We start from the raw sequence: 12,253 nt of genomic DNA on the forward strand, positions 1-12,253 counted from the left end.
TAAAAAGGTTCCCCTGGTGTTGAAGCATCATGTTCACGCGCCAATGCGTGTTTATTGGCCTTTTACTCAGTTGCCGGGGTCAAACAAGCGACACTGAGTTTGATGAGGAAATATTAGATAAAATTAATATTAACTCGTCATTTTAGTGTATCTACCCGCGTAGATAGGTCAAATTAATTATCCTTACTTTAGTGATTGTTCACGAAATTGTCATATATGTGTTCAATGTTTGCACGATTTTTGCGAGGTAGCACACCACATACCAGCACCAGTTTTAGCCCCGTTCACTGGAAAGATCCTGACGATTTCTCCCCGATCACTATCTTAAAGTACCCACTAGCGCTGAAATAACAGAAGAAAAATGTCAACAAATTGGCCTTGCTGGTTGCCCGTTTGATATCGCCTCACTGGAGGTAAAAGATGGCCCCAATGCCGTCATTGATGACAATATTGGTTTTAGTCGCTAAGTCTCATATTCCTGTCAAGTCCGCATTCGCGGACTTTTATCTTCTGTTAATTACGGGCATATGTCGGTATTATCCTGATATTAGTAATGCAAATCATTGGCGTTCCCAATCAAGGATATCCACATCCCCACTTTTCAGGAGAGAAAATGCGATTACGTTTAGCTTTATTTTCATCATTACTGGCACTCACTGCTGTGCTGACCGGGTGTGATAATTCCTCTGTGACCCCTGAAGAAACATCAAAAATCAGCATCGAACATGCGCAAGGCACCACTCAGGTTCCGCTTAATCCGCAAAAAGTCATCATATTGAACCCCTCGACATTGGATATTGCCGACGCCCTGAATATCAAAGTGGCCGGTGTACCCCAAACCAGCACCCATCTTCCGGCCTTTTTATCCAAATACACTGGTGCAGAATATCTGAATGCGGGTACATTATTTGAACCGGATTATGAAGCTCTTAGCCAGGCTAAACCTGACCTAATTATTGCGGGCGGCCGTGCTCAAGATGCCTATGACAAACTTAGCGCTCTTGCCCCGACCATCTCATTGGATATCGATCCTAAGAATTTTACCCAAAGTCTGACTCAGCGTACGGAGCAATTAGCCTCTATCTTTGGTAAAGAAGAAGAAGCGAAAACCCTGCTGGGTAAATTTACCGCTCAGATTAATGCTATCAAACAGAAATCAGCTAACGCCGGATCTGCCATGTTGGTGATGGTCAGTGGTGGAAAAATGTCTGCTTATACGCCAGGCTCGCGTTTTGGTTTTATTTTTGATGAGTTAGGATTTACGCCAGCGGCCAGCTTCACTGAAGCCGGTAATCATGGCAATGTGGTGACCTCCGAATTTATTCTTGATGCCAATCCTGAATGGCTGTTTGTCCTTGATCGTGATAACGCGATTGGACGTACTGAAAACCAGTCGGCACAACAGGTTCTGGATAACCCGCTGATTCATAAAACCAAAGCATGGCAAAATAATCACGTGATTTATCTTGATTCTGCCTCGCTCTATATTGCCGGTGGTGTGCAGAGTTATATGCAACTGATGGATAAAATCAGTTCAGTGTTGGATAAACAAGCCTCCGCGCAGTAATTCTTACTAATGAAAAATCTTAGTTTTATTGCGGGCCTGGTTATTTTACTGGGCCTAATGACATGCAGTCTGTTTATTGGTGTTGGGAATGTCACATTGGCCGAAGTCTGGTCAGACCCCGACATGCGCGATATTTTTTTGATAAGTCGCGTGCCGCGAACGCTAGCATTGGTTTTAGCCGGCAGTGCCATGAGTGTTGCAGGCCTTATTATGCAGATGCTCACTCAGAACCGCTTTGTCGAACCCTCGATTGCAGGCACCACCCAGTCGGCCAGTCTCGGATTATTATTAGTCATGGTGTTTAGCCCCGCGGCTCCGGTAATGGTTAAGATGTTGGTTGCCACTGTATTCGCCATGGGCGGGACTGCAGTGTTTATGCTGTTGCTGGCGCGAATGAGAATGAAATCGGCGCTGATGGTACCGCTGACCGGCATTATGCTAGGGGCGGTATTTAGTGCGGTGACGACCTTCCTGGCAATGGAGTTTGATCTGCTGCAATCATTGGGCAGTTGGGAATCGGGTGATTTCTCCGGCGTGTTGCAGGGCCGTTATGAACTGCTGTGGATCGTGGGCGCATTGACGCTAGTTGCCTGCTTAATCGCAGACCGTTTTACTGTCGCCGGAATGGGGCGGGATTTTTCCGTCAATGTTGGCCTGAATTATCAGCGAGTTATGCTGATAGGAATGTCCATTATTGCCATTGTCAGTGGCGTGGTGGTGGTGGTGATTGGCGTATTACCTTTCCTCGGATTAATTGTACCCAATATAGTCAGTATGGCGATGGGCGATAATCTGCGTCGAACCATTCCTTGGGTGGCGTTGTGTGGCGGTGGTCTGGTGGTGTTATGTGACATTATTGGTCGGTTAGTCAGTTATCCGTTTGAAATACCTGCCAGCGTTATTCTGGGCGCAATTGGCGCACTCGTTTTCCTATTATTAATCGTTAGGACAAAACGTCATGCAGGCTAATGAGTATTCTTCCTCACGCTCTCTTCCCCAAGAGAACAGCAAAACATTCAGCTCGCCAGCAAAGCGATTATTGTTATTGAGTATTATCGCCCTTGCCGCGATTATCATTTTTATGACAATTAATCTGCGGGGCAATATCCAGTATGTTCTGGTGCATCGCGGTCTTATTTTAGCCACTATGGTATTGGTCGCGTTTGCTGCCGGTATTGCTACCGTGTTATTCCAAACAGTGACTAATAACCGTATTTTGACGCCGTCAGTGATGGGGCTTGAAGCGCTGTTTATCCTAATTCAAACGATGTTGATCTTTTTTGTCGATGCCAATGGGTTTAGGGTGCTAGGAATAACAGGAAAATTCCTTTGTGAGTCGGCCTTGCTGCTGCTGTTCTCGGTATTTCTGTATCGCTGGTTGCTGACCGGTGTCGGGATCAATCTTCACAAGGTATTATTGGTCGGGTTGGTTTGTGGCACTTTATTCCGCAGTTTATCCAGCTTGATGCAGCGCCTGCTCTCCCCCGGGGAGTTTGCTATTTTGCAGGGCAGGGTCTTTGCCACCTTTACGCGAGCTGCGCCGGAAATTATTGCCCTTTCTACTGGGATAATTATTATCGTGGCGATTGTCATTTGGCGTATGCGCCATTCCCTCGATATTATTGCGTTGGGTAGAAATACCGCGATTAATCTGGGTGTTGCCTACCAGAAAAGAATTACCGCTATTTTGCTGCTGGTTTCCTTGCTGGTAGCTATATCGACGGCACTGGTTGGGCCGTTAACCTTTTTAGGTTTGCTTATCGCTAATCTGGCTTATCCACTGGTGGGGTCATTCCGGCATCAATATTTGCTGCCGGGGGTCTTTCTGCTGGGGGTGATTACGCTGGTCGGTGGGCAATTAATCCTCGAACGTTTACTGAACATGTCGGGAACGCTTTCCGTAGTCATTGAGTTTGTGGGTGGCGCGCTGTTTATTTATCTTTTAATAAAAAAGGCTCCGGTGTGATTGAAATAACTGATATTAATAAAAAATACCAGAATACAACGGTACTCAATAATATAAATGAGAGCATTCCATCCGGTGGCGTCACATCAATCATCGGGCCAAATGGTGCGGGTAAGTCGACGTTATTGTCGATTATGAGCCGTTTACTGACGCCAGATCTCGGGCGTGTCCAATATAATGGGCTGGATGTTGCCACCACTTCTGGCGATAAGTTGGCGACTATTCTCTCCGTCTTACGGCAGGAAAATCATTTTACCAGCCGGCTGACAGTCGCGGATTTAGTTGGCTTTGGCCGTTACCCTTATTCGAAAGGGCGGCTCAATGAAAATGATCGCCAACATATTGATGCAGCAATGGAATTCCTCAATTTGATGCCGCTGAAAGACCGCTATCTTGATGAACTGTCAGGTGGGCAACGGCAACGCGCCTATGTTGCCATGGTGCTGTGTCAGGATACGAAATACATCCTGCTGGATGAGCCATTAAATAATCTGGATATGAAGCATTGTGTCGCGATGATGAAGCAATTGCGACGTGCGGCTGATGAATTGAATAAAACCATCATATTGGTTATTCATGATATCAACTTCGCTTCTGCGTATTCTGACCATATTATTGCGATGAAAGACGGCGAAGTTATCTATCGCGGAGCACCCGAAGAAATAATGCAGCCGGATATCCTGGAAGAAATTTTTGATATAAAAATCAGGATAGAAAAAGTGCAAGATCAGCATATTGCGGTTTATTACCGCTAAGGCACTGAGCGGCGATTTTTCCCTTATTCGTGGCCAATTGTTTTTCCCTTATTCGTGGCTAATTGTTTGCCACGAATAAGGTGATTATTAGATTGCGGCGTATTCTCCGGTGCCCTCTGGCCACGGCGTCAGCAGGTCGTAGCCGGTTTCCGTCACAGCAATGGTGTGTTCCCACTGGGCTGAAAGGGAGCGGTCTTTGGTGACGACCGTCCAACCATCCGCCAGTACGCTGGTGGCCGCTTTACCGGCATTAATCATCGGCTCGATGGTAAAAATCATCCCCGCTTTAAGCGGCATGCCCATTCCTGGTGTCCCGTAGTGCAGAATTTGTGGTGCAGTATGATATTCTTGGCCCACACCGTGACCACAATATTCCCTCACGACGGAAAACCCAGCGCCCTCCGCCACCTGTTGAATCGCCGCGCCAATATCCCCGAGTGTTGCCCCTGGATGTACTGCCTTAATCCCCGCCACCATCGATAAATAAGTGATATCCACCAGTCGTTTAGCTCTCACGGACGGTTCACCAACAAAGTACATTCTGCTGGTGTCGCCATACCAACCATCTTTAATAATGGCGACATCAATGTTCACAATATCACCATTTTTGAGTTTTTTATCGGACGGAATTCCGTGGCAAACCACATGATTTACCGAGGTGCAAACTGTGCGCGTATAGCCGTGATAGCCAATATTGGCAGGAATAACTTTTAGTTCGTTAACAATGTAATCGTGACACAACCGGTCAATCTCATCCGTTGTGACCCCAGCAAGGACGTAGGGTGTAATCATTTCCAGCACTTTTGCGGCGGTTTGGCCGGCGGCACGCGCCATTTCAATTTCTGCAGGTGAGTGGATTTTTACTGCTGTCATTGCGCATTCTCTTCTTTATTAAGCTTATGGGGTTCACTCTGGATGATTCTGGCAATGTCCGCTCCACCTTGTAATTCCACCTGAACCAGTGCGCGAGCAAGTTCGTGATGGCTCAACTGAGGATAAAGCTCAGCCAGCATACCCATTTTGAGCCAGTGCTCCGCCTGTGCATTGATTGAGCGGCTCATGGCATTACTGGCGATGCGGAGATTCTCATGCATCAAATCAGAGATTTTAACAATTCCCATAAAACACCTATACGAAACATATATGTTATGTATATTGTCATAAATAATTCTAGGTTGCCAGAGCTTGATATGATCTAGGGTAGCAAGTTGAGCAAATAACATACCATCTGCATTTTTGCCTAATATGGGAAATAAAGCCGACCCTATCGACTCATTCCAGAAAATAATAAAAATACTATTATTGGAGTTATCAGGTCAGGATAAGAATTCCAACATTATTTCTGGTCAACTTTTTTCATAAAAATAAGCTGTTATGAGAAAATTTGTTCTATGATCGAGAGCGCGCCCTCTGATTTTTTATTGGGGGACTGTTCATTAAGGAGAACTTTATGTCTCACATGCCATTAATTCAGCTCCCCCACACACATGGCGAAGGTTGCCTCTGTAATAGCCCGGCATTCGTGCGTATTAATACAGTGTTTTCCCAGAAAGCGGCCCAATCAACACCTATCACCGCGGCCACTGTTGCGGCGGCGGTACCGGGAGCAAAACCACAAGAAAGAGACGCTGCTGCCAATGCGGTGCGTGTGGTCGCTTTTATCAATGTTCGCATTTTTGATGGTATTTCAGATCACTTGCGCGATGGGTTACGAGTATTAGTCGAAGGCAACAAAATCAAATCGGTTGAGCCTGCGGATACACCGCTTTCGCCTGATGTGGAGCTTATTGATGGTGGTGGCGGCGTATTGATGCCGGGGCTGATTGATGCCCACTGGCATGCCATTATGGCTCGCCCGTCGATGATGACCGCCATGACGGCGGATTTTAATTATATTCAGGCGCTGGCCATTGCTGAAGCTGATGCCACCTTGATGCGCGGTTTTACCACTGTGCGTGATATGGGCGGGCCGGTTTTTGGCTTGAAACGCGCGATTGATGAGCATGTCGCCACTGGTCCGCGAATTTTCCCTTCGGGCGCATTCATCACTCAGACCGGTGGGCATGGCGATTTTCGTTTACTTGGTGAATTGCCGCACGCCCCCTCAGACCCACTAAGTTATGCCGAGCGCGTGGGTATGACGGCAATTGCCGATGGTGCTGATCAGGTATTATTGCGGGCCAGAGAGCAATTAATGCGGGGCGCTTCGCAACTCAAATACATGGCGGGTGGCGGTGTAGCCTCCATGTATGATTCTATTAGTGTGACGGAAGGTTCAGTGCCAGAAATTCAGGCGGCGGTGACGGCAGCTGAAAACTGGGGCACTTATGTCACTGTCCACGCCTACACCGCCCGGGCGGTGACCATGGCGATTAAAGGCGGGGTTAAGTGCATTGAACACGGTCAGTTGGTGGATGAAGAAACCGTCCAGTTAATGGCAGAAAAAGGTATCTGGTGGAGTCTACAACCTTTCCTTGATGACGAGGATGCGGTGCCAATGGCAAGCCCGGCGTCACGCGCCAAGCAACTCGAAATGGTGGCGGGCACGGATACTGCCTATATGTTGGCGAAAAAATATAACATCAAGACGGCGTGGGGCACTGACACTCTGTTTGACGCCCGGTTGGCAACCCGGCAAGGCGCGCAATTAGCCAAGTTGACCCGGTGGTATTCACCGATTGAAATCCTCAAAATGGCCACCAGCGTTAATGCTGAACTTTGCGCCTTTTCTGGCCCCAGAAATCCTTACCCAGGAAAATTGGGTGTTGTAGAAAATGGTGCACTGGCTGACCTGATTCTGGTCGATGGTAATCCTCTGGATGATATTCAACTCGTTGCCCAACCAGAGAAAACATTTCGGGTCATTATGAAAGATGGGCAAATTTTCAAAAACACTTTGGGAAGCCATCCATAGCCGCTGTTTATAGTCATAAACTGGAATTTCCGCTGGGATGTCGCGAGTTAATTGAGGTTGTTCAATGAATAATATGACTTCCCTCAGGAAGCAGCAGGGGCTTTTCTTTATGTTTTTAAGTGCCATAAAACAGAATCTATGGCGTGGGCGATGGGTTCTGTTATCGGCTATCGCCCTGAGTGGCTGTTCAGGTGCCGCAGCTCCCTCATTTTCCTTGGTGGGTTCCTATTTCCCCTCCTGGATGGCTTGCGCTTTTATCGGAATAATCACGGCGGTGATTGCCCGTGTCGTATTTATTCGCGTTGGTATTGATGATGTGCTGCCATGGCGGCTGTTGGTGTATGTCTGCCTGGCGCTGGCTGTGGCATTCATCTGTTCCCTATTACTGTTTTCGCGATGAATAATAAATATGAATAAACTACAGGGGAGTGGGCGCAAGCGGCAACTGGCGCTAATTGTTGCTGGTGTTATCATTGTTGCAGCCGCGATATCCGGCTGGCTTTCAGTGCGGCAGACCACACTGAACCCATTGTCTGAGGATGCAGAGCTGGGGGCCAGTGTGGTGCATGTTGTCAGCGCGGTTCCGGGCCGTATTATCTCGATTAATGTCGAGGAAAACAGCAAAGTTCAGCGGGGCGACCTGTTATTTACCATTGAGCCGGATCTTTATCGGCTACAAGTCGAACAGGCGCAGGCCGAGTTGAAAATGGCGGAGGCCGCCCGCGATACTCAGCAACGGACCGTGGTCGCTGAGCAATCCAACGCGGCCATTACCAATGAACAAATTGTCCGAGCGCAGGCCAATCTCAAGTTAGCCACTCAGACATTGGCCCGTCTGCAACCTTTGCTCCCAAAAGGCTATGTTACCGCGCAGCAGGTCGATGATGCGGCGACGGCGAAGCACGATGCCGAGGTCAGCCTAAAACAAGCATTAAAACAGTCATTTGCTGCGGAGGCTTTGGTTAGCAGCACCGCCGCCTCTGAAGCGCTGGTGGTGGCACGCCGAGCAGCACTGGCAATTGCCGAACGCGAACTGGCGAATACACAAGTTCGTGCGCCCCACGATGGCCGGGTTGTCGGGTTGACGGTCTCCGCTGGGGAGTTTGTCGTCCCGGATCAGGCTATTTTTACTCTCATTAATACTGAACATTGGCATGCCTCGGCATTTTTCCGCGAGACAGAATTGAAGCATATCAAGGTGGGTGATTGCGCCACCGTGTATGTCATGGCGGACAGACAGCGCGCGATTCAGGGGCGGGTCGAGGGGATTGGCTGGGGCGTGAGTTCTGAAGATATGTTGAATATCCCGCGTGGTCTGCCTTATGTACCGAAGTCATTAAATTGGGTGCGCGTTGTCCAGCGTTTCCCGGTGAGAATCAGTCTGGAAAAACCGCCGGAGGACCTGATGCGAGTTGGGGCGACTGCTGTGGTTATCGTGCGTAATGACGACGGTTGCTGACGGTACCCTTGGCGGTATCATCCGCCAGGCAAAAGCTGATTTAGCCTATTTCCCCGGGCGAATGGCGATGGCCTGGCGCGTTGCTGCGCTCTGTGCATTGATGGCTCTGGTGGCCATGGTGTACGGCATCCCAGAATCCGCGCTCAGCTGTTATCTTATTATTTTCGTGATGAAACCGGACGGCGTAGAGAGCATGGTGATGGCTATTGCTATCACCATATTGGTGTCGCTGGTCGTCGGCTTGGTATTCCTGCTTATCCACTTCACGTTGGAAGCTGCACCACTGCGCATGGCAGCTTTGATTGTCAGCTCATTTTTGTTTCTCTATCTCGGCTCGGCCAGCAAACTCGGCCCGGTCGGCAGTATTATTGCGCTGGTGATTGCTTTTGTGATGACGTTGCTGAGCAATATTCCTATGGGGGAAGTGGCAACGCGGGGGCTGTTGTATGCCTGGCTAATGGCCGTTTCCCCAATGTTGTTGATTATTGGTTTTAACCTTTTCTTTGGCCGGGCACCTCAGACGTTATTGCGCGCCAGTTTATCCGAGCGGCTATCTACTGTGGCGGAGGCATTGCGCGAACCTGGTGTCGCCAACCTCGCCCGTGTTGGGGATTTGCTACAAGAAGGGCAAAATGAACATCAACAACGGGCGCTTTTTGTGCGCATTTTTCATCTGCGGCCCGCAGCAGAGGCGGCCTGGCTGGAGAGCGCGGTAAAAAGCAGTTACCGGTTGCTGCTGGCAACCTCGGCTTTACCTGCGGCCTCACCGGAGAATGTGCGCCTCGAACTGGCGAGCTACTGTAGTGCTGCGGCACAGGCGATTTTGGCGAGCAATGTGGTTGATATACCTCACTTTGCTAATGAAAATGCCAGTGATGAAATCAAGGAAATCAGCAGCGCGCTGATAGCCTTGGCGACGGGGAATAGTGGACAAGATTTGGATGCGCCGAAATCCTCATTCTTTGCCGCAGATGCCCTCACCAATCCTGTTCATCAGCAGTTTGCCCTGAAAACGACTGCCGCGGCGCTGATTTGCTATCTGATTTACACCGCATTGGACTGGCAGGATATTCATACCGCCATGATCACCTGCTATGTTGCGGCGCTGGGCACCACCGGCGAGACGGTGCATAAACTGGTTTTACGGATTATTGGTTGCTTGATTGGGGCACTGATGGGGGTGCTGTCGATTATCTTCATTATTCCCCATCTGAATGATATTGGGCAATTGATGGCGCTGGTGTTTGGCTGCATCCTATTGGCCGCTTGGGTATCATGTGGCAGTGAGCGCATCGCGTATGCCGGTGTGCAGGTAGGACTGGCCTTCCTGCTGACGGTATTGCAAGGTTTTGGGCCGAGTACCGATCTGGGCGTGGCTCTTGATAGGGTGCTGGGTATTTTGCTGGGTAATCTGGTGGTGTATTTAATCTTTACCCTGCTGTGGCCGGTGGCGATTACAGATGCGGTGCGTGTCCATGTCAATAATGCCTTGAAATCACTAACAAATTTGGCGGCATTATCGCCCGATGCACGGCCTGCGGCACTAAGAGAGGCCACCACTGTTGAGGCTGAGATTAACCGTGCGCGAGAAGAGCTGGCGCTGATCCCTTTCGAACCCGTGCAATTACGCCCCTCGCGAGAAGAGTGTGCGCGCTTACAAGCAATACTGGCAGAAATGGACAAGTTGTGCCCGGTGTTGTTTCTCCCCACTGAAAAATCGGCGTCCGATGTCGAACAATTGCGTCGGCTTTCGGCAGGTGGCGATGCTACGGCATTATCTAATGAGCAAAAACAGAATGGCGCATCATTACGGCAAGAGTTATTACAAAAAGAGTTATTGCCAATTGATCTGACTATTCAACAACGTATAAAGCGGCTTGAGGAACTTCTGGGAATTGGATGACATGATGACGCACGTTGTATTGACGGCCCGGATAGTCAAAATAAGTTTGATTAGCTCGGTATTGAGTCTGAGCATGTTGATCGCCGGTTGTGCTACAGACAGCTTGGATCTTGCACCTGCATCTTATACCGAACCTTGGTCGCCTGATGCCAATGCTTCGGTGGGGAGCGGTAACTTTTCTGTCCCACCGAATCCGCGGGTGGCGGAATTGGCCCCGCCGCCGACCCTAAAAAGTGATCGTGCTTATTCATTACCAGAATTGATTGATATCGCCCAAAGTCAGAATCCGGATACTCGAATTGCCTGGCAACAAGCGCGGCAAGCAGCACTGGCGGTAGGAATGGGGGAGGCGATATTTTTACCGATCATTTCAGCGAGTGTGATTGGCGGCTACCAGAGTACCACCACGCCGTTACCTTACGCGATTGGCGGTGATAAGGATCTAAAAACCTCCGGCAGTGCGGTGGTTCCTGCTTTAGCATTACAGTGGCTTATCTTTGATTTCGGTCAGCGCAGCGCGCTGCTTGATGCCGCTAAACAGACTTCCTATGCCGCTAATGTGACCTTCAATGGTATGCACCAAAAGCTCATTTATGATGTCACCCGCAGTTACTTCCAATATGGCGTGGCACAAACTCAGCGCCAGATAGCAGAGCAAACGCTGAAAAATAGCCTAAAAATTCAGGATGCTGCCGAAGAACGGCACAAAAATGGGGTCGCGACGACAGTTGAAGTGGCGCTGGCGCAACAGCAGGTTGCGCAGTCTGAGTTACGTCGCGTGATGGCAAAGGGCACTGAACGTGATACTTATCAGGCATTGCTGGGCGCGATGGGCGTTTCTCCATCATTGGATATCAAAGTTGGGTATGCCGAGGATCGTGCTTTGCCAAAGGGGATCAGTGCACCTACCGAAAAAATGATTCAGCTGGCGCTTTCCCAGCGGCCAGATGTGTTAGCCAGTTATGCGGCGGTTGAAGCCGCCAAAGCGGGTATCAAAGCAACAGAAGCTGATTTCTTGCCCAAAGTCTATCTGGCCGGAGCTGTGGCGGGGGGGGATGGGCGTTTTGATATTCAGGGCTTGCCCGGCATCAGCCCGCAGACCTCATCCTCCAGCATTCTGATTGGCGTCACTGTGCCGATTTACGATGGCGGGATCCGCGCGGCGCGGGTGAAAGAGGCGGAATCCCGAGCCGCAGTTGCTGCTGAAGGGTTTAAGAAAACGCAGGAGTTGGCAGTGCGTGAAATTGTGGTGGCGGCAGATACATTGCGCTCTGCGCTTGAATCCAATCAGGCTGCATTAAATCTGGTGAAAACCTCGTTTATTACCTATGACGCCGCACTGGAATCTTATCGCAATGGTGTCGGCACAATCACAGTAGCTAATGAGACTGCCAATGGGTTGTTGAATGCGCAGCAAATGAGCGCTGACGCGCATGCCGCTTCTTTGGTCGCTGCCGCTAATCTGGCTTTTGTGATGGGTAAAATGACAAATACTTCAGAATCATTGGCACTGCTGCATTAGCGGCTGGAGCAGTGAGTCATGTAGTTTATGGTGCAAATAAACAGGGGGAGAATAGCGCTATGCTAATAGCATTAATTCTCTTGCAATAAATTATATTTAGGTTAATAGAGGTTAATAGAGGTTAATAGAGGTTAATAGAGGTTAACTGGTTCACAGCAATAATAGAT

General features: G+C 49.3%; 11 protein-coding genes. 9 read left to right on the plus strand and 2 right to left on the minus strand.

The window, feature by feature from the left end; all coding sequences use genetic code 11:
- The first annotated feature begins 613 nt into the window (after nt 1–613).
- Genes FTA91_RS19915 through FTA91_RS19930 form a run of 4 tightly spaced genes read left to right on the plus strand, consistent with a single transcriptional unit; the run spans nt 614 to nt 4,288 of the window.
- On the plus strand, nt 614–1,567 hold the full coding sequence (locus FTA91_RS19915; protein WP_050112383.1) for a siderophore ABC transporter substrate-binding protein: 954 nt from the start codon (nt 614–616) through the stop codon (nt 1,565–1,567).
- Nucleotides 1,568–1,576: 9 nt separating this feature from the next.
- Entirely contained in the window at nt 1,577–2,536 is a 960-nt protein-coding gene (locus FTA91_RS19920; RefSeq protein WP_050112384.1) for an ABC transporter permease, read from the plus strand.
- A complete protein-coding gene (locus tag FTA91_RS19925; protein ID WP_038630680.1) occupies nt 2,526–3,533 on the plus strand; it encodes an iron chelate uptake ABC transporter family permease subunit in 1,008 nt (335 codons plus the stop codon). The genes FTA91_RS19920 and FTA91_RS19925 overlap by 11 nt, the downstream gene beginning before the upstream one ends.
- Nucleotides 3,530–4,288: an iron ABC transporter ATP-binding protein gene (locus FTA91_RS19930; RefSeq protein WP_145534942.1), complete on the plus strand. Its 759-nt coding sequence runs from the start codon at nt 3,530–3,532 to the stop codon at nt 4,286–4,288. The genes FTA91_RS19925 and FTA91_RS19930 overlap by 4 nt, the downstream gene beginning before the upstream one ends.
- An 87-nt stretch (nt 4,289–4,375) precedes the next feature.
- Here the strand turns inward: FTA91_RS19930 and map are convergent, their stop codons facing one another.
- Together map and FTA91_RS19940 are read right to left on the minus strand one after the other, a co-directional pair.
- Nucleotides 4,376–5,161, minus strand: a complete 786-nt coding sequence (map, locus tag FTA91_RS19935; protein WP_050112386.1) for a type I methionyl aminopeptidase — start codon at nt 5,159–5,161, stop codon at nt 4,376–4,378.
- A complete protein-coding gene (locus tag FTA91_RS19940; protein ID WP_050112387.1) occupies nt 5,158–5,409 on the minus strand; it encodes a ParD-like family protein in 252 nt (83 codons plus the stop codon). Before FTA91_RS19940 ends, map begins: the two co-directional genes overlap by 4 nt.
- Nucleotides 5,410–5,738: 329 nt before the next feature.
- Here FTA91_RS19940 and FTA91_RS19945 point away from each other — a divergent pair, with 329 nt between their 5' ends.
- From FTA91_RS19945 to FTA91_RS19965, 5 genes are all read left to right on the plus strand, one after another.
- Nucleotides 5,739–7,202, plus strand: a complete 1,464-nt coding sequence (locus FTA91_RS19945; RefSeq protein ID WP_145534946.1) for a metal-dependent hydrolase family protein — start codon at nt 5,739–5,741, stop codon at nt 7,200–7,202.
- A 64-nt stretch (nt 7,203–7,266) separates the two neighbouring features.
- The gene (locus FTA91_RS19950; RefSeq protein ID WP_174635001.1) at nt 7,267–7,602 is read left to right on the plus strand and encodes a YtcA family lipoprotein; all 336 of its coding nucleotides are present in this window, start codon (nt 7,267–7,269) and stop codon (nt 7,600–7,602) included.
- A gap of 9 nt (nt 7,603–7,611) precedes the next feature.
- Nucleotides 7,612–8,661, plus strand: a complete 1,050-nt coding sequence (gene mdtN / locus FTA91_RS19955) for a multidrug transporter subunit MdtN (protein WP_050112390.1) — start codon at nt 7,612–7,614, stop codon at nt 8,659–8,661.
- Nucleotides 8,645–10,564 (plus strand): FUSC family protein, encoded by a 1,920-nt coding sequence (locus FTA91_RS19960; protein WP_174635000.1) that lies wholly within the window; start codon nt 8,645–8,647, stop codon nt 10,562–10,564. The genes mdtN and FTA91_RS19960 overlap by 17 nt, the downstream gene beginning before the upstream one ends.
- Before the next feature lies 1 nt (nt 10,565).
- The gene (locus FTA91_RS19965; protein ID WP_050112392.1) at nt 10,566–12,086 is read left to right on the plus strand and encodes a TolC family protein; all 1,521 of its coding nucleotides are present in this window, start codon (nt 10,566–10,568) and stop codon (nt 12,084–12,086) included.
- The last annotated feature ends 167 nt before the right edge of the window (nt 12,087–12,253 follow it).

Origin of the sequence: Yersinia thracica, from assembly GCF_902170565.1 — a bacterium.
Lineage (GTDB): Bacteria > Pseudomonadota > Gammaproteobacteria > Enterobacterales > Enterobacteriaceae > Yersinia > Yersinia thracica.

Coding starts and splice junctions, on each gene's coding strand:
- map (WP_050112386.1), bottom strand. CDS start 5,161: ATGACAGCAGTAAAAATCCACTCACCTGCAGAAATTGAAATGGCGCGT.
- mdtN (WP_050112390.1), top strand. CDS start 7,612: ATGAATAAACTACAGGGGAGTGGGCGCAAGCGGCAACTGGCGCTAATT.
- FTA91_RS19920 (WP_050112384.1), top strand. CDS start 1,577: ATGAAAAATCTTAGTTTTATTGCGGGCCTGGTTATTTTACTGGGCCTA.
- FTA91_RS19945 (WP_145534946.1), top strand. CDS start 5,739: ATGTCTCACATGCCATTAATTCAGCTCCCCCACACACATGGCGAAGGT.
- FTA91_RS19940 (WP_050112387.1), bottom strand. CDS start 5,409: ATGGGAATTGTTAAAATCTCTGATTTGATGCATGAGAATCTCCGCATC.
- FTA91_RS19915 (WP_050112383.1), top strand. CDS start 614: ATGCGATTACGTTTAGCTTTATTTTCATCATTACTGGCACTCACTGCT.
- FTA91_RS19965 (WP_050112392.1), top strand. CDS start 10,566: ATGATGACGCACGTTGTATTGACGGCCCGGATAGTCAAAATAAGTTTG.
- FTA91_RS19925 (WP_038630680.1), top strand. CDS start 2,526: ATGCAGGCTAATGAGTATTCTTCCTCACGCTCTCTTCCCCAAGAGAAC.
- FTA91_RS19950 (WP_174635001.1), top strand. CDS start 7,267: ATGAATAATATGACTTCCCTCAGGAAGCAGCAGGGGCTTTTCTTTATG.
- FTA91_RS19960 (WP_174635000.1), top strand. CDS start 8,645: ATGACGACGGTTGCTGACGGTACCCTTGGCGGTATCATCCGCCAGGCA.